Source organism: Amorphoplanes digitatis, from assembly GCF_014205335.1.
Taxonomy (GTDB): domain Bacteria; phylum Actinomycetota; class Actinomycetes; order Mycobacteriales; family Micromonosporaceae; genus Actinoplanes; species Actinoplanes digitatus.
In genome coordinates, this window is the sequence record NZ_JACHNH010000001.1 from 8813202 (window position 1) to 8837579 (window position 24378).

Sequence of the window (24378 nt, forward strand, 5' to 3'; positions counted from 1 at the left end):
TCACCCGGCCGGGCCGCCACTCACGCGTGCGGACCCACGGTGACGGGTCCGACGGTCAGCTCCGCCCGGCCCTCCAGGATCTCGGCGATCCGGTCGACCTCGGCGTCCAGCAGCCGCAGCAGCCGCGCGCCCAGCGGGACGAACGGCTCGACCGTCACCGCGATCCGGCGCCCCGACCTGCGCTGATGCCAGACACCCGCGACGACCCCGTCGACCAGCAGCGCCGGCACGTTACCCGCCTGACCGTTGGTCAACGCCCGCTCACCCGCCCGCCCGGGAAACAGGGTCGCCCGCGGAGAACACCCGATCAGGTACGCGTCGAAGTACGGCAACAGCCGCAGCCCGCCGTACCGTCGGCCCTCGAACGTGGTGTCGCCCAGGGCGACCCAGGCCTCGACGCCGTCGAAGTCGACCGGCTCGATGAGACCCGCGAAGCGGGTGAAGAGCCCCGCCGCCCAGGCGGGCGAGGCGCCCAGCCAGCGCGCGAAATGTGCCGGGGTCGCCGGCCCGTATGTCCGTAGATACCGGGTGACCAGCGTCGCGAGCGCCTCGTCGACGGGCGCCGGCCGAAAGCCGGCAATCCGGCGCGCGGGACTCATATAGGTGGCCCGGCGCGCGCGGTCCGGCCCGAAACACATGGCGCCGCGGTTCATCGCCGCGGCCTCCGCCTGCCGCCAGCGCGGCCACAGATCCTGAAATGCCGGCATGACGCGCTCTCCGGCCCAGGGCCCGGCACGCACCACGATCGCCGCGGTCAACTCATCGACGGTCAACGGGGCGTCCGCCACCGCGACAGCGTCGGAGATCGCGGCAACGACCTGGTCCGTCTGCGTTCCGGTCATCCGCACCCCGGGCGCGAACGGGCTCGCGCCGGCCGGCACGGCCTGGAGCGCCCCCGTCCACATCGGGAGATCCGCTGCGGCCAGCAGATGCACCGTCCCACGTGGACCCCGCGACTTGATCAATGAACATTCGGCGGCAGGCGGCTCGGATGCCGCCGCCCAGAGCGCGTCGCGGACGCCGGCGCGGGTCACGCCGCCGGTCCGGATCCCGATCGACACCTCGGCCGCGGACATGACCTGCGCATGGATCCCGAGCGCGCCAGCAGCGGCCGCGGCCGGATCGCCAGCCCGGTCGCCGTCCGTGAGGTGATGCCGCGCCAGCCGCCGACTGGACACGTCATCCCAGGTCAACCGCACCTTCGTCACCGTACGCCGCAGGCGGGTGTACGCGTCCGCGATCGACCCGCGCCGCGGCCGCCCTCCAGAGCCGCCCTCCAGAGCCGCCTTTAGGGCCGCCCTCCAAGGCCACCCCCAAGGCCACCATTAGGGCCGCCCACCAGCGCCGCCCACCAGCGCCACCCACCAGCGCCACCCACCAAGGCCACCCACCAAGGCCACCCACCAAGGCCGCCCCTCTAGGGTCGCCCGATGACCAGCCTCGAGCGACTCCACGAGCGGCACGCCGCCGCGCTGCTGCGTTTCGAGCGGGAGAACCGGGCGTTCTTCGCGCGCACTGTGCCGGACCGGGGCGACGACTACTTCGCCGGCTTCGCCGCGCGCCACGCGGACCTGCTCGCGGAGCAGGCCACCGGTCTGATCCACCTACACGTCCTGGTCGACGGGCACGGCGCGGTGCTGGGCCGCTTCAACCTCGTCGACGTCGCCGACGGCACCGCCGAGCTGGGCTTCCGGGTGGCCGAGCACGCGACCGGTCGTGGCGTGGCTACCGACGGCGTTCGCCGGGTCATCGAACTGGCCGCCGACGACTACGGCCTGCACACCCTGGTCGCCCGGGCCGCGCTGGACAACGCGGGCTCGCTCGGCGTGCTTCGGCGCACCGGCTTCACCGCGGTCGGCGAGGTGCTGCTCGCCGGGCAACCCGGTCTGCGGCATGTCCGCGCACTTACCCCCACTCGGTCAGGGCTCTGACAATGGCCTGATGGAGCTGCGCCCCGAACTCTGCCCGCCGGCCGTTTCATCCGAGCGCGTCGCGCAGCTTCGTGCTGCCATCGAGGACATCGCCCAGCTGCTCGAATGCGGCGAACCGGCTGATGCCGCGATCGCCACCTTCAACGCCGACACCGGCCACTCCTACAACGCGGAACACTTCCTCACGTACTGGGAATCTCGCGACGTCGAGGATTTCGCACTCGAAGCGGCCCGCCCTTCGCGGCCGAAGGTCCCCGACATCACCCGCGACGAACTGGTCGAGATCGTTCGCCGGATCCTCGCCGCCGAAGACGCCTCGGACTACTACCTCCTCCTGCTGACGACAAACGTTCCGCACCCCCGGGTAGGAGACCTGATCTTCCGGCCGCCGCCCGACCTGGTGGACGCACCACCGGAACGCATCGTCGACACAGCCTTGAGTTACCAATCCATCACACTCTGACCACGGCGTCGCCAACTGGCAAGAATTCCTCTGGCATAGCGTCGGATCCGCGGCGAGTTGTTCGTAGAACAGGCGAGAGGCGGCAGATCAAGGCCGCCGTGACAAGGGAGCCATGAGATGACGCAGTACCTGATTTCGTTCAGTGAAGGCGCGATGGACCACATCCCCAGCGCGGAGATTCCCGACGTAGGCAAGGCCGCGCAGGCGGTGGCCCAGGAGGCCATGGACGCTGGCGTGTGGGTGTTCGGCGGCGGACTCGAGCGCCAGAGGGCAAGCATCGTGGCCCCGGACGGGATGGTCACCGACGGCCCTTACCCGGAGTCCAAGGAGGTCATCGGCGGACTCGCGGTCGTCGACGTGCCCACGCACAAGGAAGCGCTGACCTGGGCCGCCAAGTTCGCCGAAGCCTGCCGCTGCGTGCAAGAGGTCCGCCAACTCGGCCCCGACCCCGAACTGGACGCAATCCTCCGCGAGGCGGACACCCCACGATGACATCCCAGCGACACCCGACCGAGAAGGAGTGGCCGGACTGCCCGGTGCGCGCTATGGCGGCGTTCTCACCGCCATCCCAGACCACCGCCATAACCCGACCGAGAAAGACCCGCCATCCCAGACCACCGCCGTGACCCGACCGAGAAAGACCCGCCATCCCAGACCACGGCCGTGACCCGATCGAGGAAAGCCCTCCATCTCAGACCGCAGGCATAGATCGCCGATACTCTAGGCTGCCGCGATGGTCGCTCTTGGCGGCGCCAACAGCCTCCCCACCGAACCCCGACCCCGCCGATTCTGGCCGGCGCTCTACCTCGCCGCAGGCCTGACGGTTCTCATCCTGGCCGGATCAGCAATCGTCTTCGCCGTCCGCGGTGACAGCACGGACACCAATCGGGGTATCCGTTTCGAGGCGGAGACAGACAGCGGCACGGCATATTCGATCAGCTGGGCCATCGGATTCGACGAGGACGACACCGACTACCTGAAGGAGTTCAAGACCCACGTCGGAACACCGTGGTCGATGACAGTCCCCGAAACCGCGGACCGGACCGACGAACGGACCACCCTCCTGGTCGTCCCCGACGACGACAACAAGGCGACCTGCCGGATCTTCGTCGACGGCAAGCTGGCCTACGAAAACACCTCAATCAAGGTAGCCGCCTGCATCGTGGCCGGCTACGTCCTGGCGTTCAAGACCAAATCGCAGAAGAAGACGATGAAGGTCCGGGTCCGCGCGTACGACAAGCTCGGCAACGTCAAGTACACGACCACCCGCACCTGGACTCGGGCCTGAACAACCCAGCCAGCCGAGGGCCGGTGGTGACCTGGGCCCGGCGATCTTGGAGCTGCGTTCGGCCTGCTCAGAGGCCATATAAAGTGGAGCCCAGGGGACTTGAACCCCTAACCCCCGCCTTGCAAAGGCGGTGCTCTGCCAGTTGAGCTAGGGCCCCCGGTGGGTAGTGCTAGCGCAGATCAGGCGACGTGGTCGCCTCGTGCCACAGGGCGCGCTCGTCGCTGGACGCCTTGACCTTCTTGACGATCAGGGCGGCCGCGCCGACAACCGCGGTAAGGATCAGGAGCTTCTTCAGCATGTCTGGATCCCCTCAGATCTGCGGCGGAGGATGTGCGTGGTGGGGCTAGCTGGAATCGAACCAGCGACCTCAGAGTTATCAGCTCTGCGCTCTAACCGACTGAGCTATAGCCCCGTGACAGCGACACGAAGATTACCGTATCCCGTCTCGGTCCCCCAAATTGGGGGCGGCCGCCGTGTCTGGCACGGCGGCCGCAACCGGGAGTCGCGGGGTCAGTCGCGCTCGGCGAGCGTCAGCTCGATGCCGCCGACCAGGTCCGCGCAGACGTTGTAGATGAAGGCGCCCAGCGTGGCCAGCGCGGTGAAGAGCACCACATTGACCGCGCCGATCAGCATCGAGGTGCCGATGACGCCCCAGGCCGTGATGCGGAAGCCGCCGTCGGCCGCGCCGTCGGTGCCGCCGCTCGCGTTCACCAGGCTCTGGAGGCTGGTGTTGACCTCCTGCCAGACGCCCATGGCGTCCAGCGACAGGTAGAGCACCGACGTGGCGACGACCACGACGATGAACAGGACCACCGACACGGCGAAGGCGAACTTCATCACGGACCAGGGGTCGATCCGCTTGAGGTTCAGCCGGGCGCGGCGCGGGCCGCGGGCCGCGGCCGAGCTGACCGCCGAGCGGGCAGACCGGACGGCCTCCGACACTCGTGCGGCACCGACTGCCGCCGAGCCGCTCGCGGCCGTGGCGGCGGCGGGCCGCTTGGGGACCTCACCGGCACGCTGAGGGCCCGCGCCGGGCTTGGCCGACGGTATGACACCCGGGCGCCCGGGCTGTGCCGCCTGGCCCGGCGTGGCAGTCGCGCCACTCGTGCCCTTCGTGACGATCGGCACGGAGGCGGAACCCTTCGCCACCGAGGGGCCTGCGGGGCGCTTCGGCTCGGTCTGCGCGTCGCTTTCCGCGGTCGGCTCACCGGGCGGCGGGGTCATGCCCGGCGCACGGGTGAACTTCGGTTGGGTCGGGGCATCGGCGGGTACCGCCGCCCGCCCGGCGGGCTCGCGGCCGGCCGAGGGGGTGCCGTCCGTCTTCGACCCCTCTTCGACCGGAGTTGCCGAGGATCCCGGGCCCCCCGACTTCGCCTGTGTCTCCGGCATCAACTAGTCCTGTTCGTCAGGCTCGTCGGCATTGCGAGCAAGCGCCACGATGGTTACACCTTCTGGGAGGTCCATCAGCTTGACCCCCATTGTGTTCCGATCCCGCGTGCGCCGTACAGGCTTCACGGGAGTCCGGATGACACCACCATTGCTGGTGATGGCAAATAGTTCATCCTCCGGGTCGATCACGAGCGCTCCGACCAACCCACCACGACGCTCCGTGATCTTGGCAGTCAGCACGCCCTTGCCGCCCCGGCCCTGCACCGGATACTCCTCGATCGGCGTCCGTTTCGCATACCCGCCGTTGGTGGCGACCAAAACGTCCAGGCCTTCACGAACCACCTCCATCGCCAGGAGCTGGTCGTCCTCGCTGAAGCGCATGCCGATGACACCGGAGGTCGCGCGCCCCATCGGGCGCAGTGCCTCGTCGGTGGCGTTGAACCGGATGGCCTGCGCCTGCTTCGAGACCAGGAGCAGGTCATTGTCCGGCGCGGCCAGTGTGGCTCCCACCAACTCGTCATCCTCCCGCAGGTTGATGGCGATGATGCCACCGCTGCGGTTGGAGTCAAATTCTTCGAGGCGGGTCTTCTTCACAAGACCATTCTTGGTTGCGAGCACAAGGTAGGGCTCGACCTGGTAGTTCGGGATCTGGATGACCTGGGCGATGTGCTCGTCCGGCAGGAAGGCGAGCAGGTTGGCGACATGCTGGCCCTTCGCTACCCGGTTCGCCTCGGGCAGCTCGTACGCCTTGGCCCGGTAGACCCGTCCCTTGTTCGTAAAGAACAAGATCCAGGAGTGCGTCGAGATGACGAAGAAGTGGCTGACGATGTCGTCCTGGCGCAGGGATGCCCCGCTCACGCCCTTGCCGCCGCGCCGCTGCGACCGGTACAGATCGACCTTCGTGCGCTTCGCGTAACCGGTACGTGTGATGGTCACCACAACGTCCTCGCGCGTGATGAGGTCCTCCATGGAGACCTCACCATCGAACGGGATGATCTGGGTCTTTCGGTCATCTCCGAAACGGGCCACGATCTCGGCGAGCTCGTCCGAGACGATCGCACGCTGCCGCTCCGGCTTGGCCAGGATGTCCTTGAGATCGGCGATCTCAATCTCGATCTTGGCGAGCTCGTCGATGATCTTCTGCCGCTCCAGCGCCGCCAGGCGCCGCAGCTGCATGTCCAGGATCGCGGTGGCCTGGATCTCGTCGACCTCGAGCAGCTGCATCAGGCCCTGGCGCGAGTCCTCGACCGTCGGCGAGCGCCGGATCAGGGCGATCACCTCGTCGAGCATGTCGAGGGCCTTGACCAGGCCGCGCAGGATGTGCGCGCGCTCCTCGGCCTTGCGCAGCCGGTACGCGGTGCGCCGGCGGATGACCTCGATCTGGTGCTCGACGTAGTAGCGGATGAACTGGGCCAGGTTCAGCGTGCGGGGCACGCCGTCGACCAGCGCCAGCATGTTCGCGCCGAACGTCTCCTGTAGCTGCGTGTGCTTGTACAGGTTGTTCAGCACGACCTTCGCGACGGCGTCGCGCTTGAGGACCAGGATCAACCGCATTCCGGTACGCCCGGACGACTCGTCCCGGATGTCCGCGATGCCGGTGAGCTTGCCCTCCTTGACCAGCTCGGCGACCCGCTCGGCGAGGTTGTCGGGGTTCACCTGGTACGGCAGCTCGGTGACCACGAGGCACGGCCGGCCGCGGGCGTCCTCCTCGACCTCCACGACGGCGCGCATCCGGATCGAACCGCGGCCGGTGCGGTAGGCGTCCTGAATCGCCTGCTGACCGACGATCAGGCCCCGGGTGGGGAAGTCGGGTCCCTTGACGATCTCGAGAACCGCCTCGAGCGTGGTGGCCTCGTCCGCCTCCGGGTGGTCCAGGTACCACTGCACGGCCGCCGCGATCTCCCGCAGGTTGTGCGGCGGGATCTTGGTGGCCATGCCGACGGCGATGCCCTCGGAGCCGTTGACGAGCAGGTTGGGGAACCGCGCCGGCAGGATCGACGGCTCCTTGGTCCGGCCGTCGTAGTTGTCCTGCATGTCGACGGTGTCCTCGTCGATGTCGCGCAGCATGTCCATCGCCAGCTGCGAGAGCTTCGACTCGGTGTACCGCATGGCGGCCGGCGGGTCGTTGCCCGGCGAGCCGAAGTTGCCGTTGCCGTCGATCAGCGGGTAGCGCAGCGACCACGGCTGACCCATCCGGACCAGGGCGTCGTAGATCGAGGAGTCGCCGTGCGGGTGGTAGTTACCCATGACGTCGCCGACGACGCGTGCGCACTTGACGTAGCCGCGGTCGGGCCGGAAGCCGGCGTCGTACATCGCGTAGAGGATCTTGCGGTGCACCGGCTTGAGGCCGTCGCGCACGTCGGGCAGGGCTCGGCCGACGATGACGCTCATCGCGTAGTCGAGGTACGAGCGCTGCATCTCGACCTCGAGGCCGACCGGCTCTACGCGCTGGCTCACGCCGCCGCCGGGCTCGTCCTGCGGTTCCTCGGCGGGGATCTCGGGAGTATCCGTCACAGTTAACCCTTACTGACGTTCGAACCCGACAAACGGCGTCGAGCTACGCATTTCGCTGTGGATAACGCTGTGGAAAGCGGTGTATCGCTGTGCATAACCCGAGGTGAGCGGCGTCGCCCGACGCCGCTCACCAGGGTCAGATGTCCAGGAAGCGCACGTCCTTGGCGTTGCGCTGGATGAACGAGCGCCGTGCCTCCACGTCCTCACCCATCAGGACGCTGAACAGCTCGTCCGCGGTCGCGGCGTCGTCGAGGGTCACCTGGCGCAGCGTGCGGGTCGCCGGGTCCATCGTCGTGTCCCACAGCTCGTGGAAGTTCATCTCGCCGAGACCCTTGAACCGCTGGATGTCGTCGGGCTTGGCGTTCGGCTTCTTCTGCTGGCGCAGCTCGACCAGGCCGTCCCGCTCGCGGTCGGAGTAGGCGTACTGCGCGTCGTCGCCGCGCTTGTTCCACTTGATCTTGTAGAGCGGCGGGGCGGCCAGGTAGACGTGGCCCTGCTCGACCAGCGGCCGCATGAAGCGGAACAGCAGGGTGAGCAGCAGCGTCTGGATGTGCTGGCCGTCGACGTCGGCGTCCGCCATCAGCACGACCTTGTGGTAGCGCAGCTTGGCGATGTCGAAGTCGTCGTGGATGCCGGTGCCGAGCGCCGTGATCAGCGACTGGACCTCGTTGTTCTTCAGCACCCGGTCGATCCGGGCCTTCTCGACGTTCAGGATCTTGCCGCGGATCGGCAGGATGGCCTGGATCTGGCTGTCCCGGCCCTGCTTGGCCGAGCCGCCGGCCGAGTCGCCCTCGACGATGAACAGCTCGGACACCCGCGGGTCGGTCGACTGGCAGTCGGCCAGCTTGCCCGGCATCGAGCCGGACTCCAGCAGCGACTTGCGCCGCGCCAGCTTGCGGGCCTGCTGCGCGGCGATGCGCGCCCGGGCGGCCTGCGAGGCCTTCGTGATGATCTGCTTCGCGTCGGCGGGGTTGCGGTCGAACCAGTCCGCGATCTGCTCGTTGGCGATCTTCTGGACGAAGCCCTTCATGTCCGTGTTGCCGAGCTTCGTCTTCGTCTGGCCCTCGAACTGCGGGTTGGCCAGCTTCACCGAGATGATCGCGGCCAGGCCCTCGCGGATGTCCTCGCCGGAGAGCTTCTCGTCGTTCTTGAGGAACTTCTTCTCGGCGCCGTAGCGGTTGACGATGCTCGTCAGCGCGGCCCGGAAGCCCTCCTCGTGCGTGCCACCCTCATGGGTGTTGATCGTGTTGGCGAACGTGTAGACCGACTCGCCGTAGGACTCGTTCCACTGCATGGCGACCTCGACGGCCATGCCCTGGTCCTTGGCCTCGGACTCGAACTCGATCACCGCCTTGTGGATCGGCGTCTTGGTGTTGTTGAGGTGGCGCACGAAGTCGGCGATGCCGTTCTCGTACATGAAGGTGACCTCGCGGCCCTTGCCCTCCTCGTCCAGGTGCTCCGGGCGCTGGTCGACCAGGTTGATCGTCAGGGCCTTGTTGAGGAACGCGTACTCCTGGATCCGGCGGTAGATCGTCTGCCAGTCGAACTCGATGGTCTCGAAGATCGTCGGGTCGGGCCAGAACTGGACCTTCGAACCGGTCGTCGAGGTGGCCTCGCCCTTCTCCAGCGGGCCGGGCTTGGAGGCGTTGTAGTGCTGCCGGTAGACGTTGCCCGACTTGTGGATCTCCACGAACATCCTGGTGGAGAGCGCGTTCACCACGGAGACGCCGACGCCGTGCAGACCGCCGGAGACCGCGTACGCCTTGCCGTCGAACTTGCCGCCCGCGTGCAGGACGGTCAGCGCGACCTCGACACCCGGCTTCTTCAGCTTGGGGTGCAGGTCGACCGGGAATCCGCGGCCGTTGTCGGTGACGGAGACGCCGCCGTCCGGCAGCAGGACGACGTCGATGGTGTCGCAGTGGCCCGCGAGCGCCTCGTCGACGGCGTTGTCCACGACCTCCCAGACCAGGTGGTGCAGGCCCCGCTCGCCCGTGGAACCGATGTACATACCCGGACGCTTGCGGACCGCCTCGAGGCCTTCGAGCACGGTGATGGACTCGGCACCGTATTCCTGCTTCTTCTCTGCCACCCTCGGCCACTTTCTCGCACCGTCCCGTGTCACGGGCCGGACACGGGGTTGGCGGGCAGTCGTCGACGTCCGGCGGGCAGGGCGAACCGCCGGCGACGAGCCGCGGAGTTCAGGCGGACCACCGGTGGAACCAAGCGCGCCGGTCGCCGCGGTCAGCCCGCGGATCGTGATCGGCTGGAAAAATCGCGTAGCGTGACGTTGTAGCGCCACGAGAGAGACTTTCCCGGTCGCTGCCGATTCTACTCCGTCCGAGCGAGATATAGAGGGTCCGGCACCCTCTTCCGGGTACCTCAGATTGCCGTAGCGCGACTGAAGGGCGCTCCCACGAGTCCCCCTACACGGAATGCGGGCGCCCCGCAACGGCGAACCGTTCGGCGTCGGGCTCCGGCGCGCGGCCGCGAGCAGCCGGGCCACGCGCTGCGACACTGCCTGACGGCGGCAGGCGGCAGTGTCGTAACCTCGCCCGCGCGGGCCGCAACACGGCCATGAGGGTCCGCAGCCGGCAGTCGAGGAGAGGTGGGCCCCCATGGCGCTGGACAAGGGGCTGGACAACGTCGCCGTGCATTGGCCACGGACGAACCGGTTCTACGACCCGGTGGCCCCCGCCGAGTTCGTCGACTTCGGCGCCGTCGCCGACGCGCCGGACATCGCCGCGCCCACCGGAGCCCTGGCCCTGCACATCGCCAAAACCGGCACCGTACGGGCGACCGCGTACACCGAACTGGTGGATCTGCTGCTCGGGCTGGAGGGTGTCCTCTACGCCACCGACGCGGCGGCCGAGGACGAGGACCCGGTCATCGACCCGGACGGCTGCGCGTGGATCGCCGGCGGGCTGGAGCGCTTCGTCGAGGGCCACCAGGAGCACGGCGACCTGGTCACCTTCGACAGCGTGGCGAGCGTGATGCGGGCCGCCGTCGCGGCCGGGCGCCTGGCCGAGCAGCAGCTGCGGTGGCTGGACCATCGGCTCGCGGCGCTGCGCGACGAATCCGGCAACGCACCGCACTGGAGCTTCGCGCGTACCGAATTGGCGATCTTGGGGGGTTTCTACCGGCGCTGCGCCGAGCGCGGCTTCGCGGTCTTCGCCGACTACTGAGCCTTACCCGTACGTGTCGCGCGGGCCGCGGCCCTGCACCCGGCGCGGGCCCTTGTTCCATGAGGGCGCCGCCGGGCCGTGGATGTTGAGCTTGGTGACCACGTTGTGGCCGACCTCGGCGGCGATCCGCTTGAGCAGGTTGCCGGCGAGCAGCCGCAGCTGCGTGGCCCAGGCCGTCGACTCGGCCTCGACGGTCAGCACGCCGGCGTCGAGCTTCATCGGGCGGCTGTGCTGCGCGACGTCCGGCCCGACGACCTTCTCCCAGGCGCCGAAGACCGTCGCCTCGGCGGCCGGCTTCTGCCAGCCGCGCTGCTTCATGATCCGTTCGAGCATCACGCCGAACAACTGCGGGTCGCGGGGATCGGGTCCGGGACCGGAGTAGCCGCGCAGCCGCCGGCCGGACCCCTCGCCGGCCCCGGTGCGGCGGCGCGGTGCCTGCTGCGCGGCACGGCGCTTGGCAAGGGCCGCATCCAGTACGGCACGAGCAAGCTCGGGGCCGCCCGACGCGGCCGCGTCGGTGGTCTCGGCCGTGGCCGCGACCGCCGGCGGTGGGGATGGCAAGCCCGCCTTGCGCGCGGGCCCGCCCCTGGCGGCCTTCGGCGACTTCTCCGCGGGTGGCTCAGCCACGGGTCACCGTCCCTGCTCCGACGTCGTAGCGTGCCCCTCGCAGGGCCGCGGGCACATCCTCCGGCACGGCGCAGGTGACGAGCAACTGCGTCGCGTCCGAGACCAGGGTGGCCAGCCGCTCCCGGCGGCCGGAGTCGAGCTCGGCGAAGACGTCGTCGAGCACCAGCACCGGCTCGATGCCGTCGGCCCGCAACAGGTCGTACGCCGCCAGCCGCAGGGCCAGCGCGAACGACCAGGACTCGCCGTGGCTCGCGTACCCCTTGGCGGGCAGCTCGCCCAGCGTGAGCGAGAGGTCGTCGCGGTGCGGGCCGACCAGGGTGACCCCGCGCTCGATCTCGTTCTGGCGGCGCTCGGCCAGCGATGCCAGCAGGTCCTGTTCGAGCTGCCGGCGATCGGCGACGAGCGACTCGCCGAGCCGCGACGCGTACGCGATCGAGGCCGCCGACCGGCCGGCCGCCACCGCGTCGTAGGCCTTGGTCAGGTGCGGCCCGAGGGCCGCGACCAGGTCGAGCCGGCCGGCGAGCAGTTCGGCGCCGTGCTGCGCCAGGTGCTGGTCCCAGACCGCGAGCGTCGAAAGATCCTGCCCGCGGGAACCGCCGACCTTGCGCGTCAGGTACGCCGTGCGGAGCAGGGCGTTGCGCTGTTTGACGACCCGGTCGTAGTCGGCGCGCACACCGGCGAACCGGGGCAGCCGGGCGACGAGCAGGTCGTCGAGGTAGCGACGGCGCTCGCCGGGATCGCCGCGGACCAGCTCTAGGTCCTCCGGCGCGAACAGCACCATGCGCAGCGCGCCGAGGACCTCGCGGGAGCGGCGCACCGGTGACCTGTTCAGCCGGGCCCGGTTCGCCCGGCCCGGCACGATCTCCAGCTCGACCAGCAGCTCACGGCCATCGTGGACGATCTCGCAGCGGATCACCGCCGAGCTCGCGCCGGCCCGGACCAGCGGCGCGTCCGTGGCCACCCGGTGACTATCCAGAGTGGCCACGTAACCGAGCGCCTCGACCAGGTTGGTCTTGCCCATGCCGTTCTGCCCGACCAGCACGGCGGTGCCGGGATCGAAGTCGACCGCCACCCGCTCGTACGAACGGAAATCGGTCAGTTCGACCCGGCGTACGTACATCTCAGCCGACGACGGCGTGGCCACCGAACTGCTGGCGCAGCGCGGCCACCGCCTTCATGGCGGGAGAGTCGATCTGTCGCGATTCGAAGCGGGCGAAGAGCGAGGCCGCGATGACGTGCACCGGGACGGCCAGCCGGACCGCCTCGTCGACCGTCCAGCGGCCCTCGCCGGTGTCCTCGGCGTAGCCCTTCAGCTTGGCCAGCTCCGGGTCGCCGTCCAGGGCGCGGTCGAGCAGGTCCAGCAGCCAGGACTTCACGACGCTGCCCTCACGCCAGCTCTTGATCGCGCCGGGCACGTTGTCGACGTACTCCGAGGCTTCGAGCAGCTCCCAGCCCTCGGCCAGGGCCTGCATCATGCCGTACTCGATGCCGTTGTGGACCATCTTGGTGTAGTGGCCCGCACCGACCGGGCCGGCGTGCACGAAGCCGTAGGGCCCGGCCGGCTTGAGCGCCTCGAAGATCGGCATGCAGTGCGCCACGTGCTCGGCGGCTCCGCCGACCATCAGCGCGTAGCCGTTCTGGTTACCCCAGATGCCGCCGGAGACGCCGCAGTCCAGGTAGCCGATGCCCTTGGGCGCCAGCCGGGCGGCGCGCGGCTGGTCGTCGGTGAACTTCGAGTTGCCGCCGTCGATGATCATGTCGCCGGGCGAGAGCAGGTCGGCGAGCTGGTCGATCGTGCTCTCGGTGATCTCGCCCGCGGGGACCATGGTCCAGATCACCCGCGGCGCCGCGAGCTTCCCGACCAGCTCGGCGACGCTGGCGACGTCGGAGACGTCGGGGTTGCGGTCGTAGCCGACGACCTCGTGCCCGGCGGAACGGATCCGCTCGCGCATGTTGCCGCCCATCCGGCCGAGACCGATGAGGCCGAGCTGCATGGTGTCCCCCTAGGTGTTGGCTCTGTCAGCCCAGTATCAGCGCGTTACCCGGATAGGCATGATCAGATAGCGGTATCCCGGCACGATTTCGCCGTCTTCCGCTGCGGGGGAGATCACAGCCGGCTTGAAGGCGTCGACGAACGAGAACACGGCGGTCTGCGCGCCGAGGTTCTGCAACCCGTCGATCAGGTACTGCGGGTTGAAGCCGATCGTGAGCGGCTCGCCGGTGAAGGTCGCCTCCATGGCCTCGCTGGCCCGCGCCTCCTCCGTGCCGCCGGCCTCGACCACCAGACCGTCCTCGCCGAAGCTGAGCAGGACGGGGGTGGTGCGCTCGGCGACCAGGGCGACGCGGCGGACGACCTCGACGAGCGCGGAGACGCTCAGCCGCGCCTCGGCGTTGTGGTTCGTCGGGAACAGCGAGCGCACCGGCGGGTAGTTCGCGCCGTCGAGCAGGCGGCTCGTCGTGCGCCGGGTGCCGCCGGCGAACCCGATCATTCCCTCGCCGGCGTTGCCCTGTGCCAGCGCGAGGGTGACTTCGCCACCGAGCGGGCCCATCGTCTTGGCGGTGTCGTTCAGCGTCTTCGCCGGCACCAGCGCGTTGAGGCTGATCTCCGGGTCGTCCGGGCTCCACTCGAGCTCGCGCATCGCGAGGCGGTAACGGTCGGTGGCGAGCATCGCCATCGAGGTGCCGTTCAGCTCGATCCGGACGCCGGTCATCATCGGCAGCGTCTCGTCCCGGCCCGCGGCGATGGCCACCTGCTGAACGGCGGCGGCGAACACCTGCGCGTTGACCGTCCCGGCGCTGGACGGCATGTCCGGCAGGGTCGGGTAGTCCTCGACCGGCATCGTCGGCAGGGTGAAGCGCGCGCTGCCGCAGACCAGTTCGAGATGCGCACCGACGGCCGCGATGTCGACCGGCTTGTTCGGTAGTGCCTTGGTGATCTCCGCGAGCAGGCGGCCCGAGACCAGGGCGGCGCCGTCGGCGTCGGCCTGCACCTCCACACTCACCTGACTGGAGACCTCGTAGTCGAAGCCAGACACGTGCAGCCTGCCGTCGGTCACCCGCAGCATGACGCCGGCGAGCACCGGTACCGACGGGCGGCTCGGCAAACTCTTCGCCGTCCACGCCACGGCGTCGGCGAGTGCGTCTCGCTCCACCCGGAACTTCATGCCATGCCCTCCGCGTCACTCTTCCTCGACGAACCAACTTCGGATGTGCTGGTGGCGCCTACTGAACTCTATGGCTCGGGTCGGTGCTGTGTGCGCCCGGCCCCGGTGCTGCGAAGTGAGCCAGTGGTGCTTCGAGGCGGCAAGCCGCTCATCCACACCTTCCCCAACGCTGATGATTGCTTTTTGTTGTCTCAGAGAAATATCTAGTCGTCTTCATCGGTCCTGTGCAAAGTGTGGAGAACTCTTGTTTGCGCAGGCCAGCAGGTTATCCACCGGTGATTCACAGGTGGAAAACCAGGGTACAAACCCCGGGCTGCGTCCACAGTCGTCGACCCGACGGCAGTTGTCCACCGTTGTCCACCGGCTATCCACCGGTTATCCACGGGGTTTGTGCCCAGCCCTGGGGATAACGCCGGAACGCTACCGGCTCGTCGTCCCCAGAACCTTCAACAGGAAATCCACACGCGTCCACAGCCTGTGTGGAGTCTGGTGACGGTGCGTGTCTGTCCACATCGATTTCCCCAGGGCTCATCCACATCTGTGGGGAACGGCGGCGAGGGTTGTCCACCGCTGGGGATAACTACCTGTGAACGCCTGTGAACTTCTGTGGATAACGTTGGCACGATCCGGTGCCGTCCCGACGTTGACACGAACGAGTTGGGGAAAACCCCGCGATCGGGGACCGCTTGTGGCCGGCCGACGATCCTGTAGGGACGACAACCTCCGTCCGAGATGGCCCGTGAAGCACTCGCCTCACGTCACCCGGCCCGCTCTCGTCACCCCGCCCGACACGCCGTCCGCCTTGTTGGGTGGGCGGCGGTACGGGCTTCAGGCTGTGACGGTGGCAGATCCCGTTCAGGCACGGCGGCTCAATGACCAGGAAGGTCAGCAGCCGTTACGTGTCACCCGTCGAGGCACTGGTTCACCGATCCGATGACGCCGGGCGATGATCGTGCGGGCCGTGACCGGCCGGAACACGGTGCCGCCGATCGCGGTGCCGCCGATCACGGTGCTGGCGATCGCGGTGCTGGCGATCGCGGTGCTGGCGATCGCGGAGGTCACCGGTCGGTGACGCCCGCCGAGCTGTTCGCCGGGGCGCGGGTCGCCCACCTGGCCACGGTCGACGACACCGGCGCGCCGCACCTGGTGCCGATCGTCTTCGCCCTGGTCGGCGACGTCATCTACAGCGCGGTCGACGACAAGCCGAAGCGGCATCGCCGGCTGCGCCGGCTCGCCAACGTCGCACACGAGCCGCGGGTGAGTGTGCTCGCCGACCACTACGACGACGACTGGACCCGACTGTGGTGGGTCCGCGCCGATGGCACCGCAGCCGTACTGCCCGACTCGGCGGAGGGGCGCGCGGCCCTCGTGGCCAGGTACCCGCAGTACACGGCCATGCCGCCGGCCGGGCCGTTCCTGCGCATCGAGGTGCACCGCTGGTCGTCCTGGTCTGCGCGCTGAGGGCGAGGCAGGATGTGCGGCTGCGCCGGCCCGCCGCTTGCCCCTTCTCTTACCTGTTGTCACGGCACTAGTTCGCCTCACCCGGCCAGACCGCGGCGACATCCACCAACGCGGCCCCAACGGCACCGAAGACAGCTCGGCAGGGCGCCGACCGGCCGGCTCGGCTCACCGACGAGGGCGCCGACCGGCCGGCTCGGCTCACCGACGACGGGGTCGATCGGCCGCACTAGTGGGTAGCGCAGCGGCGGTTGACTATCTCCGCGGATTCGAGGCTCTGGCGCAGATTAGGTGATGGACGTCGGCCGACGAGTCGTTGCACGGCTGAAGGCGGTTGAGGTCGCCGACCGCTTCCACCTTTGGCAATACCTGCCCCCGGCTGTTGGAAGTACCTGGCCCCGGTGTTGGGAGTACCTAGCCGCCGCTGTGGATAAGGCCGTCGCCCGGCATACCGGCATGAGAGCTACCTCGACGAACCGATCGACCCGACCCCGCCACGCCCACCAAGGCGATGGCCGTCGAGCCGGCTGGGGCGGTGGCGGTCGAGCCGGCTGGGGCGGTGGCGGTCGAGCCGGCTGGGGCGGTGGCGGTCGAGCCGGCTGGGGCGGGACGGCCGGCTCATCCCCGGGGTGCGGGGGCAGGTGCGCGGGCGTGGCCGTCGAGCCGACCGGGGGATGGCCGAACGCAGCCGCGCCCATCGTGCCCTGGTCCACGAGCTGCTGGCGCACGGTGTCGGATTCCGGCAGATTGCCGGGCATCATGGTTGGTCGCACCGCGCGGGTATCGAAATTTGACCACCTCGCCACCTGGCAGGAGTCGGTGGTGGACAGAGGCCACGACCGTGCCTGGTCGAACCGTTCAAGCCCGATCGCTTCGCGGCATCGGTGAATGCCGTGTCAAGGTCAGCACCCTGTGTCGCGAGATCACGGCTCATGGCGTCACACCGACAGCTACCCGGCTGTCCGTAAGTTCGTCGAACGGCCGCAGCCCCGGCAAACTCGAGCTCGGTCTCCGCGGCGCGGGCGATCCGGTCGGCGGAGAAGGTCAGGCGGCGCAGCGGCCGGGCGACCGCGCGGGCCATCATCAGCGACAGCGCGACCATGACCAGCAGCAGGAACAGGGTGCCGCCGCCGGGCGATGGGTCTGCGGGTGGTCGGGTGGATGGCGACCCGATCCGGCGTCCGCGGCAAACCCGACCTGGCGACAACGCCCCGCCTGCGGTAACGCCCCGCCTGCGGTCGGTGCGACACGTGGACGGGTGGATCTGCCGGCACCCGGACAACCTGGTCGACCGCGACATCGAGCAGCCCCGGCAGATGCTGGACCGCTGCCCAGAGCTGCGATCCGTTGTGGAACTGGTCCGCTCTGGCCGACACGATGACCGACTGAACGGGAGACGTCTCGCCGGGTGGATCACCGCAGCCGAGCAGGCCGCGTTACGCCGAGCAGGCCGCGTTACGCCGAGCAGGCCGCGTTACGCCGAGCAGGCCGCGTTACGCCGAGCAGGCCGCGTTACGCCGAGCAGGCCGCGTTACGCCGAGCAGGCCGCGTTGCCAGGCATCGGTCGCTTCGCCACTGGCCTGACCGTCGACCTCGCTGCGGTCACCGTCGGGCTGAGCCTGCCCTTCAGCTCCGGACCAGCGCGGCCCACCAGCTGTATTTATAGCGATGTGCCGGTTGGCTTGGCGATCCAGCTATTGCTACCGCGGTGAGTGTGACGGTGGTGCGAGCGGTCGCGATTTCGTCGTGGGTGCGCGCCGGGTTTGTGGCTTGGGCGCTTGAGCGGCCGGCCGTTGCGGAGGTCTGTGGTGGCCCTACTGGCTGCGGCGCGGCGGCCGATCCCGCCGCCGGTACTACCGCTTCGCCCCGGTGGTGCACAGACCGCGCAACTGGCCCTCGCCGCCGGTCGAAGCCGTAGAACCGGCCCTCCGGCCAGGCCGAAGCTGAGCGGGTGTCCGGGTGCGGGTTCGGCTGGGTTGGGTGGCGCCGGGGTTTGGGTGGTGGCGGGTCAGCCCGGCGGCGTGGGTCGGGGAGGGACCGGCCACGGGGCGGTCCGGTGAGGTGGTCGGCGCGGTTGTTGCGGTTGGGGTGGCCGGTGGGCGTACTGGAGGATTTGGGGTTTGATCAGGTGTTTTGTTTGATGCGGTTGGTTAGTTCCGCGATCTGGTTGTAGAGGGAGCGGCGCTCGGCCATGTGCTGGCGGATCTTGCGGTCCGCGTGCATGACGGTGGTGTGGTCGCGGCCGCCGAAGGCCTGGCCGATGCGGGGCAGTGAGAGTTCGGTGAGTTCGCGGCAGAGATACATCGCGACCTGGCGGGCGTTGACCAGGACGCGGGAGCGGGAGTGGCCGCGGAGGTCTTCGAGGCTTACGCCGAAGTAGTCCGCGGTCGAGACCATGATCTGGTCCGCGGTGATTTCCGGGCCGGCGCCGTCGGGCATGAAGTCGCGGAGTACCTCTTCCGCCAGCGAGAGCTGCACCGACGAGCGGGTCAGGCTGGCGAAGGCGGTGACGCGGATGAGGGCGCCCTCGAGTTCGCGGATGGAGTTCGAGACGCGGGAGGCGATGAACTCCAGGACGTCGTCGGGGGCGTACATGCGCTCCTGCGCGGCCTTCTTCTGCAGGATGGCGATGCGGGTCTCGAGGTCCGGCGGCTGGATGTCGGCGAGCAGGCCCCACTCGAACCTGGTGCGCATCCGGTCCTCGAGCGTGGCGAGCTGGCGCGGCGAGCGGTCCGAGCTGATCACGATCTGCTTGTTGGCGTTGTGCAGGGTGTTGAACGTGTGGAAGAACTCCTCCTGCGTGCGCTCGCGGTTCTCCAGGAACTGGATGTCGTCGATCAGCAGGATGTCGACGTCGCGGTAGCGGCGCTGGAAGGCCTGCGTCTTGTCGTCGCGCAGGGAGTTGATGAAGTCGTTGGTGAATTCCTCGGTGGAGACGTAGCGGACCGAGCGGGCGTGGCCGAGGGTCGTCGCGTAGTGGCCGATGGCGTGCAGCAGGTGTGTCTTGCCCAGTCCCGAGCTGCCGTAGATGAACAGCGGGTTGTAGGCCTTCGCCGGTGACTCGGCGACGGCAACCGAGGCGGCGTGCGCGAAGCGGTTCGAGGAGCCGATGACGAACGTCTCGAACATGTACTTCGGATTCAGGCGGTTGCCGTCGTTGCCGCCCGGACGGCGGTCGCCCGGCTGGCCGCGCATGTCCATCGGTGCCCGGCCGGGGCCGTTGTCGCCGCCGTGGCGCATCTGCACGTTGTCGTCGCGGCGGTCCTGGCCGAGCAGGGCCGGGCGGTCGTCGGGGCGGCGCTGGTTGTCCCGCAGCTGTGCCTGGTCGGAGGCCATCCGGCGGCCGCCCTGGTCGTTCGACGGGTCCGCGAAGTGCGGCATCTGCCGGGGTGCCTCGCGGCGCTGCGGCTCCGAGTCGGCGCGGTTCGGCGCCGGGGACTTCGGGTCCTTCTGCTCCGGTGCCGGTGACTTGGCCGGCTCGGGCTGCTGCGGCAGCGGCGCTGCGAACAGCGCGTCCTGGCCGTCGCGCGGGTGGCCCGACTGGGCCGGGCGCGGGAACGGCGCCTGCGCCGAACCGGTCGGGCCGTCCGCCGACTCATAGTTCTGCTCGTACTGGTCGTCGAAGGTCTGCGGGTAGCTCTCCGGATGACCGAACGACGGCGCCTGGGGATAGCGGTCCGGGTAGGACGGCGGCTGCTGGTCGGCGTAGTGCGCGGGCGGCAGCTGCGTCGCCGGCTCGGGCGGGGGCGTGCCGTAGACCGTGCCCGGGTGACCCGTGCCGTCCTCCGGCGGGCGCACGGTCACGGCGACCTGGATCGGCCGGCCCAGCCTGCGCGACAGCGCCTCGGTGATGGCCAGCCGCAGCCGGGACTCGATCACGTCGCGGGTATAGGTGTCGGGCACCGACAACAGCGCGGTGTCCTCAACTATGGCGCGCAGGCGGGTGAGCCGCAGGTACGCACGCTGCTGGGCGGACGCGATCTCGTCCGCCAGCTCGTCCGTCGCAGCGGTCCATACCCCGCCAAGGTCGACCGTATCGGCCACCGCCGCGCCACCCCCATCGCCGCCGGTTCCCCGGTGGCCTTGTCCGGCTTCCGCCGATCCTGCCTGTCGTCGCCCGTAGGGGCGACGGACCGGCTTCCCCCAACCCAGCACATTCAACCTGCTGAACGTGCGCGGCGGCGCCGGCTATCCACAGGTTATCCACAACCTGTGCACTTGTCGGCGGTCGCTCCCCGGCCGGATGGTCGGCAGACTTCCCGGAGCCTGTGCTGGCGCGGGAAAACAGGCTCACCGTGCCGAACGATTTACCGCCTCGTCCGGTTTTGGCCAGCTCGACGCGGTATGCGAACAGCGCTGAAGACCAGCAAACGGGCACGCTAACAGCGCGGCCGGTCCTGCATCAACCGCCGGTACCCACCCCGGGTAAGACCTGGCACGAAAAGATTCACTCCGTACGCAGAATGGCCGACCTCAGTGACGGAGCGCAGCCGGGAGAGGATCTGTCGGCGTGCCGTCCCGGTGATGGTTGACCACGGTAGGGGCGCTGCGTAGGGTCGGGCGGTTGCTCCGCCGCCCTCTGCTAAAGTGGCGTCTTGCAGCTTTGATGCCCCCTGGACGCCTGCGGGTCGTCCGACGAAGACGGAGTTCTGACGTGAGCAAGCGCACCTACCAGCCGAACAACCGCCGGCGCGCGAAGACCCACGGTTTCCGGCTGCGCATGCGCACCCGTGCCGGTCGTGCCATCCTCGCCACCCGTCGCGCCAAGGGCCGCGACAAGCTGTCGGCCTGAGCCGAAGCTGGTCAGGCCGGATGCCCGGGTAGTCGTGCTGGCCGCGGCGCAACGACTGCGGCGTAGCACCGACTTCGCCGCAGCGGTTCGCGGTGGTCGTCGGGCAGGCCGGGGCACGGTGGTCGTCCATTTACTTCTCGATGAGCCGGCGCAAGCCTCCACGGCGCGCGCCGGCTTCGTCGTGTCCAAGGCCGTCGGCAACGCCGTGGTCCGCAACAAGGTCCGGCGGCGGCTGCGCCACCTGGTCCGGCCCCGCCTGACCGATCTGCCGGACGGCACCCTGCTGGTGGTCCGCGCGCTCCCGGCTTCGGCCTCCGCCTCCTTCGAGAGGCTCGGCACCGATCTGGACGCCGCCCTCGCGGCGGCACGGTCGCCCCGGCGGCGGCGATGACCACGCCACGCGGACCGGTCGCCCGGGTGCTGACGTGGGGCATCGTCGCGTACCGTCGTTACTTGAGCCCGGCACTGCCGGCCCGCTGTCGGTTCTACCCCTCGTGCAGCGCGTACGCCCTGGAGGCCATCGCGAAGCACGGCGCTCTTCGAGGGACCGCCCTGGCGATCTGGCGGCTGTTGCGCTGCCACCCCTTCCACCCTGGCGGGTTCGATCCGGTGCCTGACCCGATCCGTCACCGTCCTGCTGATGTGACTGGAGCATGAATTGAGTCTCGACTGGATCTACTACGCCATTTCGTGGATCCTCCTTCGCTGGCACGGCCTGTGGGAGGCCATCGGCATCCCCTCGACCCCGGTGCTCGGCACCAACTGGGCCTGGATCCTGGCGATCGTCTTCCTGGTGGTGACGCTCCGGATCATCCTGTTCCCGGTCTTCGTCAAGCAGATCAAGTCCCAGCGGGCGATGCAGGCGTTGCAGCCCAAGGTGAAGGAGCTGCAGGAGAAGCACAAGGGTGACCGCGAGACGCTCCAGAAAGAAATGATGGAGCTGTACAAGGTCGAGAAGGCCAACCCCCTCATGGGCTGCCTCCCGATGTTCCTGCAGATCCCGGTCTTCCTCGGCCTGTTCCACGTCCTGCGCCGGCTCTCCCCGGACAACACCCAGAAGACCCTGTACGGCTGGACGGTCGAGCAGTTCGACAGCGCCACCCACGCGGCGCTGTTCACCGCGCCGCTGCCGTCGAAGTTCGGTTCCTCCCCGGCCGAGCTCGCCGCCCTCGGCGCGAACGGCACCACGGTCAAGATCGTCGCCGGCATCCTGGTTCTGATCATGATGGCGACCACGTACCTCACCAGCCGCCAGATGATCCTCAAGACCGGCTGGGCCGAGGACCCGCAGCAGAAGATGATCCAGCGCCTGATGCTGTACGGCATCCCGCTCTCGCTGCTCGTCTCCGGCGCGCTGTTCCCCATCGGCGTGGTCATCTACTGGGTCACGAACAACCTCTTCAGCCTGGCGCAGCAGCAGTGGGTCCTGCGCAAGTTCCCGCCGCCGCAGATGGCCAACTCCAAGTCGGGCTCGACGACCCGCCCGAGCGGCTCCGCGGCCAAGCCCGGCGCCAAGGGCCCGAAGAGCCCCATCCAGAGCGGCCGCACCGGCGGCCTGTTCGGCCGCAAGCCGGCCGCGGAGCCGGAGTCGAAGAGCCCGGTGGTGGACACCAAGGCGCTGGCGCCCAAGCCCGGCGCCAAGCCGGTGAACCCGAAGAAGGGCGCCAGACCCGCCAACAAACCGCAGGGATGACGCGGCAGCGGCCCGGGTTCCGACCCGGGCCGCATGCGCCCCCTGACGGCGTGGCGACAAAGACCTCCCCGCGCCGGCTTGCCCACCGGGCACCGATGCGGGAAACAGCGGACCGAGCAGGTCCGGCCCGAGTGAGTACGGAGATGAGACCGTGACCGACACCAGCACTCCCAGCGCAGAGCAGTCCTCCGAGGAGACCGCTTCCGCCACCGCCGCGGAGTCCGCCGGTACCGAGGAGACCAAGAAGTCGGAGTCCACGACCACGGACTCCGACCTGTTCCGGCAGAGCGAGATCGCTGCCGACTACGTGGAGGGCCTGCTCGACATCCTCGACTACGACGGCGACATCGACGAGCTCGTGTCGGCCGGCCGGCCGATGGTCGAGGTCGTCGGCGGCCGGCTTCAGCCGCTCGTCGGCCAGCGCGGCGCCACGCTGGAGGCGTTGCAAGAGCTGACCCGTCTTGCGATCTTCCGGGCGACCGGCTCGCCGAGCCGGCTGCTGCTGGACATCGGCGGGTACCGGGCGACGCGCCGGAAGGAACTGACCGCGGTGGCGCGTAATGCGGTCGAGAAGGTCAAGGAGCACGGGGACGCTGTTCGGCTGGAGCCGATGTCGGCGTTCGAGCGCAAGTGCGTGCATGACGTGGTCAACGCGATCCAGGGCGTGCAGAGCGAGTCCGAGGGCGTTGAGCCGAGTCGGCGCATTGTGGTTCGGCCGGCTGACTGAGCTATGACCAACCCACGCTTCGGCGCGGGTGACGACGGCCCGGGTGATGTCGTGCCCGGGCCGTCGTCGTCTCCGCTGCCTTCCACCGCTTCTGTTGGTTCGTCTGGTTCTGTTGGTTCGGCTGGTTCTGTTGGTTCGTATGGTCCTGTGCGTTCGTCTGGTTCTGTTGGTTCGGCTGGTTCCGTTGGTTCGTCCGGTGCTGCGCGTTCCGCTGGTCCCGTCGGATCGTCGGGTCCTGTTGGTTCGTCCGGGCCAGTCAGCGAGTCTGGGCCTTCCACGACCCTGGGATCGTCGCCGTCGGGTTCTGGGTCGTCGGGTTCTGGGTCGTCGGGTTCTGGGTCGTCGGGTTCTGGGTCGTCAGGTTCCGGGTTGTCAGGTTCCGGGTCTGGGGTGCCTTCCGTTGATCCGCCCGTTGAGTATTTGGCTGCGGCTGAGCGGGCCTTCGGTGATCGGCTTCCGCTTGCCGTGCGGTATGCGGAGTTGCTGGTTACCGACGGCGTGGTGCGGGGCCTGATCGGCCCGCGCGAGGCCCCCCGCGTGTGGGAACGCCATCTGATCAACTGCTGTGTTATGTCCGAGATGATCCCTATCGGCGCTTCGGTGATCGACGTGGGGTCTGGTGCCGGTTTGCCCGGTATCGTGCTTGCAGTGGCCCGACCTGATCTCACGATCACCTTGGTCGAGCCGCTGGCACGACGAACCGCTTTCTTGTCCGAGGCGGTGACCGCACTCGGGCTCGACGCGACCGTGACGGTCGTCCGGGGCCGCGCGGAGGATCTCGTTGGTGGACCCCCCGCCGCCGATGTCGTCACCGCGCGCGCGGTCGCGCCGCTGGACCGGCTCGCCGGTTGGTGCCTGCCCCTCGCCGCCGTCGGTGGCAGGCTCCTGGCGCTGAAGGGCGCCTCGGCCGCGGAGGAGGTGGCGGAGCACCGCGAGGCGATCGCCCGGCTGGGCGGCGCCGATCCGGTCGTCCGGCTCTGCGGGGAAGGGCTGATCGATCCGCCGACCACCGTCGTCGAGATCGTCCGGGAGCGTGCCGTTGTGAAACCAAGGCCGAGGACGTCCGGAAGGACGGCCGACCCGGGCCGCTCCACCGGCAGCGCCGGCGGTCGCGGCTCCGGGAAGAGGAGATCGCGGAGGGGATAGATGG

The 24378-nt window shown here is 69.2% G+C and carries 22 protein-coding genes and 2 tRNA genes; 12 read left to right on the forward strand and 12 right to left on the reverse strand.

Annotation, left to right across the window (positions count from 1 at the left end; all coding sequences use genetic code 11):
* Nucleotides 1–20 precede the first annotated feature (20 nt).
* Entirely contained in the window at nucleotides 21–1199 is a 1179-nt protein-coding gene (locus BJ971_RS39050) for a winged helix DNA-binding domain-containing protein (RefSeq protein ID WP_239087789.1), read from the reverse strand.
* Between the two features lie 231 nt (nucleotides 1200–1430).
* On the opposite strand from BJ971_RS39050, the gene BJ971_RS39055 reads away from it, so the two are divergent.
* The 4 genes from BJ971_RS39055 (at nucleotide 1431) to BJ971_RS39070 (ending at nucleotide 3682) form a co-directional block, all read left to right on the forward strand.
* Entirely contained in the window at nucleotides 1431–1931 is a 501-nt protein-coding gene (locus BJ971_RS39055; protein ID WP_184998300.1) for a GNAT family N-acetyltransferase, read from the forward strand.
* Between the two features lie 10 nt (nucleotides 1932–1941).
* Nucleotides 1942–2394, forward strand: a complete 453-nt coding sequence (locus BJ971_RS39060; protein WP_184998301.1) for a bacteriocin immunity protein — start codon at nucleotides 1942–1944, stop codon at nucleotides 2392–2394.
* Between the two features lie 117 nt (nucleotides 2395–2511).
* Nucleotides 2512–2886 (forward strand): YciI family protein, encoded by a 375-nt coding sequence (locus BJ971_RS39065; protein WP_184998302.1) that lies wholly within the window; start codon nucleotides 2512–2514, stop codon nucleotides 2884–2886.
* 241 nt (nucleotides 2887–3127) lie between these two features.
* Nucleotides 3128–3682, forward strand: coding sequence for a hypothetical protein (locus BJ971_RS39070; RefSeq protein WP_184998303.1), 555 nt, complete (start codon nucleotides 3128–3130; stop codon nucleotides 3680–3682).
* A gap of 84 nt (nucleotides 3683–3766) precedes the next feature.
* Here BJ971_RS39070 and BJ971_RS39075 read toward each other — a convergent pair.
* The 6 genes from BJ971_RS39075 to gyrB form a co-directional block, all read right to left on the reverse strand.
* Nucleotides 3767–3839: transfer RNA gene (locus BJ971_RS39075), tRNA-Ala, on the reverse strand.
* 12 nt (nucleotides 3840–3851) lie between these two features.
* Nucleotides 3852–3980, reverse strand: coding sequence for a DLW-39 family protein (locus BJ971_RS40780; protein ID WP_221478940.1), 129 nt, complete (start codon nucleotides 3978–3980; stop codon nucleotides 3852–3854).
* A 37-nt stretch (nucleotides 3981–4017) separates the two neighbouring features.
* Nucleotides 4018–4094: transfer RNA gene (locus tag BJ971_RS39080), tRNA-Ile, on the reverse strand.
* 98 nt (nucleotides 4095–4192) lie between these two features.
* Nucleotides 4193–5071, reverse strand: coding sequence for a DUF3566 domain-containing protein (locus tag BJ971_RS39085; RefSeq protein WP_184998304.1), 879 nt, complete (start codon nucleotides 5069–5071; stop codon nucleotides 4193–4195).
* Nucleotides 5072–5074: 3 nt separating this feature from the next.
* On the reverse strand, nucleotides 5075–7585 hold the full coding sequence (gene gyrA / locus BJ971_RS39090) for a DNA gyrase subunit A (RefSeq protein ID WP_184998305.1): 2511 nt from the start codon (nucleotides 7583–7585) through the stop codon (nucleotides 5075–5077).
* 136 nt (nucleotides 7586–7721) lie between these two features.
* Nucleotides 7722–9674 (reverse strand): DNA topoisomerase (ATP-hydrolyzing) subunit B, encoded by a 1953-nt coding sequence (gyrB, locus tag BJ971_RS39095; protein ID WP_184998306.1) that lies wholly within the window; start codon nucleotides 9672–9674, stop codon nucleotides 7722–7724.
* A 526-nt stretch (nucleotides 9675–10200) separates the two neighbouring features.
* Here gyrB and BJ971_RS39100 point away from each other — a divergent pair.
* On the forward strand, nucleotides 10201–10767 hold the full coding sequence (locus BJ971_RS39100; RefSeq protein WP_184998307.1) for a hypothetical protein: 567 nt from the start codon (nucleotides 10201–10203) through the stop codon (nucleotides 10765–10767).
* A gap of 3 nt (nucleotides 10768–10770) precedes the next feature.
* On the opposite strand, the gene BJ971_RS39105 is transcribed toward BJ971_RS39100, so the two are convergent.
* From BJ971_RS39105 to dnaN, 4 genes are read right to left on the reverse strand one after another with little or no spacing between them, the layout of a single operon-like run.
* The gene (locus BJ971_RS39105; RefSeq protein WP_377885049.1) at nucleotides 10771–11394 is read right to left on the reverse strand and encodes a DciA family protein; all 624 of its coding nucleotides are present in this window, start codon (nucleotides 11392–11394) and stop codon (nucleotides 10771–10773) included.
* Complete coding sequence (gene recF / locus BJ971_RS39110; protein ID WP_184998308.1) at nucleotides 11387–12514, reverse strand: DNA replication/repair protein RecF; 1128 nt, start codon at nucleotides 12512–12514, stop codon at nucleotides 11387–11389. Before recF ends, BJ971_RS39105 begins: the two co-directional genes overlap by 8 nt.
* Nucleotide 12515: 1 nt before the next feature.
* On the reverse strand, nucleotides 12516–13388 hold the full coding sequence (gene gnd, locus BJ971_RS39115) for a phosphogluconate dehydrogenase (NAD(+)-dependent, decarboxylating) (protein ID WP_184998309.1): 873 nt from the start codon (nucleotides 13386–13388) through the stop codon (nucleotides 12516–12518).
* A 36-nt stretch (nucleotides 13389–13424) separates the two neighbouring features.
* The gene (gene dnaN / locus BJ971_RS39120) at nucleotides 13425–14558 is read right to left on the reverse strand and encodes a DNA polymerase III subunit beta (protein ID WP_184998310.1); all 1134 of its coding nucleotides are present in this window, start codon (nucleotides 14556–14558) and stop codon (nucleotides 13425–13427) included.
* Nucleotides 14559–15626: 1068 nt separating this feature from the next.
* Between dnaN and BJ971_RS39125 the strand changes: the two genes are divergently transcribed.
* Entirely contained in the window at nucleotides 15627–16019 is a 393-nt protein-coding gene (locus BJ971_RS39125) for a TIGR03668 family PPOX class F420-dependent oxidoreductase (protein WP_239087790.1), read from the forward strand.
* 2121 nt (nucleotides 16020–18140) lie between these two features.
* On the opposite strand, the gene dnaA is transcribed toward BJ971_RS39125, so the two are convergent.
* Entirely contained in the window at nucleotides 18141–20060 is a 1920-nt protein-coding gene (gene dnaA, locus BJ971_RS39130) for a chromosomal replication initiator protein DnaA (protein ID WP_184998312.1), read from the reverse strand.
* Nucleotides 20061–20670: 610 nt separating this feature from the next.
* On the opposite strand from dnaA, the gene rpmH reads away from it, so the two are divergent.
* From rpmH to rsmG, 6 genes are all read left to right on the forward strand, one after another.
* Nucleotides 20671–20808 carry a 50S ribosomal protein L34 gene (gene rpmH / locus BJ971_RS39135; RefSeq protein WP_184998313.1) on the forward strand — a complete coding sequence of 46 codons (138 nt, stop codon included), beginning with the start codon at nucleotides 20671–20673 and terminating at the stop codon, nucleotides 20806–20808.
* Between the two features lie 34 nt (nucleotides 20809–20842).
* Complete coding sequence (gene rnpA, locus BJ971_RS39140; protein ID WP_184998314.1) at nucleotides 20843–21199, forward strand: ribonuclease P protein component; 357 nt, start codon at nucleotides 20843–20845, stop codon at nucleotides 21197–21199.
* Nucleotides 21196–21465 carry a membrane protein insertion efficiency factor YidD gene (gene yidD, locus BJ971_RS39145; RefSeq protein ID WP_184998315.1) on the forward strand — a complete coding sequence of 90 codons (270 nt, stop codon included), beginning with the start codon at nucleotides 21196–21198 and terminating at the stop codon, nucleotides 21463–21465. The genes rnpA and yidD overlap by 4 nt, the downstream gene beginning before the upstream one ends.
* A gap of 1 nt (nucleotide 21466) precedes the next feature.
* Nucleotides 21467–22501: a membrane protein insertase YidC gene (gene yidC, locus BJ971_RS39150; protein WP_184998316.1), complete on the forward strand. Its 1035-nt coding sequence runs from the start codon at nucleotides 21467–21469 to the stop codon at nucleotides 22499–22501.
* A 151-nt stretch (nucleotides 22502–22652) separates the two neighbouring features.
* Entirely contained in the window at nucleotides 22653–23228 is a 576-nt protein-coding gene (locus BJ971_RS39155; protein WP_184998317.1) for a Jag family protein, read from the forward strand.
* 390 nt (nucleotides 23229–23618) lie between these two features.
* On the forward strand, nucleotides 23619–24374 hold the full coding sequence (gene rsmG / locus BJ971_RS39160; RefSeq protein WP_184998318.1) for a 16S rRNA (guanine(527)-N(7))-methyltransferase RsmG: 756 nt from the start codon (nucleotides 23619–23621) through the stop codon (nucleotides 24372–24374).
* Nucleotides 24375–24378: the final 4 nt, after the last annotated feature.

Bases quoted from the DNA above. Each gene is read 5' to 3' on its own strand.
- BJ971_RS39055 (WP_184998300.1), top strand. From the start codon at position 1,431: ATGACCAGCCTCGAGCGACTCCACGAGCGGCACGCCGCCGCGCTGCTG.
- BJ971_RS39060 (WP_184998301.1), top strand. From the start codon at position 1,942: ATGGAGCTGCGCCCCGAACTCTGCCCGCCGGCCGTTTCATCCGAGCGC.
- BJ971_RS39065 (WP_184998302.1), top strand. From the start codon at position 2,512: ATGACGCAGTACCTGATTTCGTTCAGTGAAGGCGCGATGGACCACATC.
- BJ971_RS39070 (WP_184998303.1), top strand. From the start codon at position 3,128: ATGGTCGCTCTTGGCGGCGCCAACAGCCTCCCCACCGAACCCCGACCC.
- BJ971_RS40780 (WP_221478940.1), bottom strand. From the start codon at position 3,980: ATGCTGAAGAAGCTCCTGATCCTTACCGCGGTTGTCGGCGCGGCCGCC.
- BJ971_RS39085 (WP_184998304.1), bottom strand. From the start codon at position 5,071: ATGCCGGAGACACAGGCGAAGTCGGGGGGCCCGGGATCCTCGGCAACT.
- BJ971_RS39100 (WP_184998307.1), top strand. From the start codon at position 10,201: ATGGCGCTGGACAAGGGGCTGGACAACGTCGCCGTGCATTGGCCACGG.
- recF (WP_184998308.1), bottom strand. From the start codon at position 12,514: ATGTACGTACGCCGGGTCGAACTGACCGATTTCCGTTCGTACGAGCGG.
- gnd (WP_184998309.1), bottom strand. From the start codon at position 13,388: ATGCAGCTCGGCCTCATCGGTCTCGGCCGGATGGGCGGCAACATGCGC.
- dnaN (WP_184998310.1), bottom strand. From the start codon at position 14,558: ATGAAGTTCCGGGTGGAGCGAGACGCACTCGCCGACGCCGTGGCGTGG.
- yidD (WP_184998315.1), top strand. From the start codon at position 21,196: ATGACCACGCCACGCGGACCGGTCGCCCGGGTGCTGACGTGGGGCATC.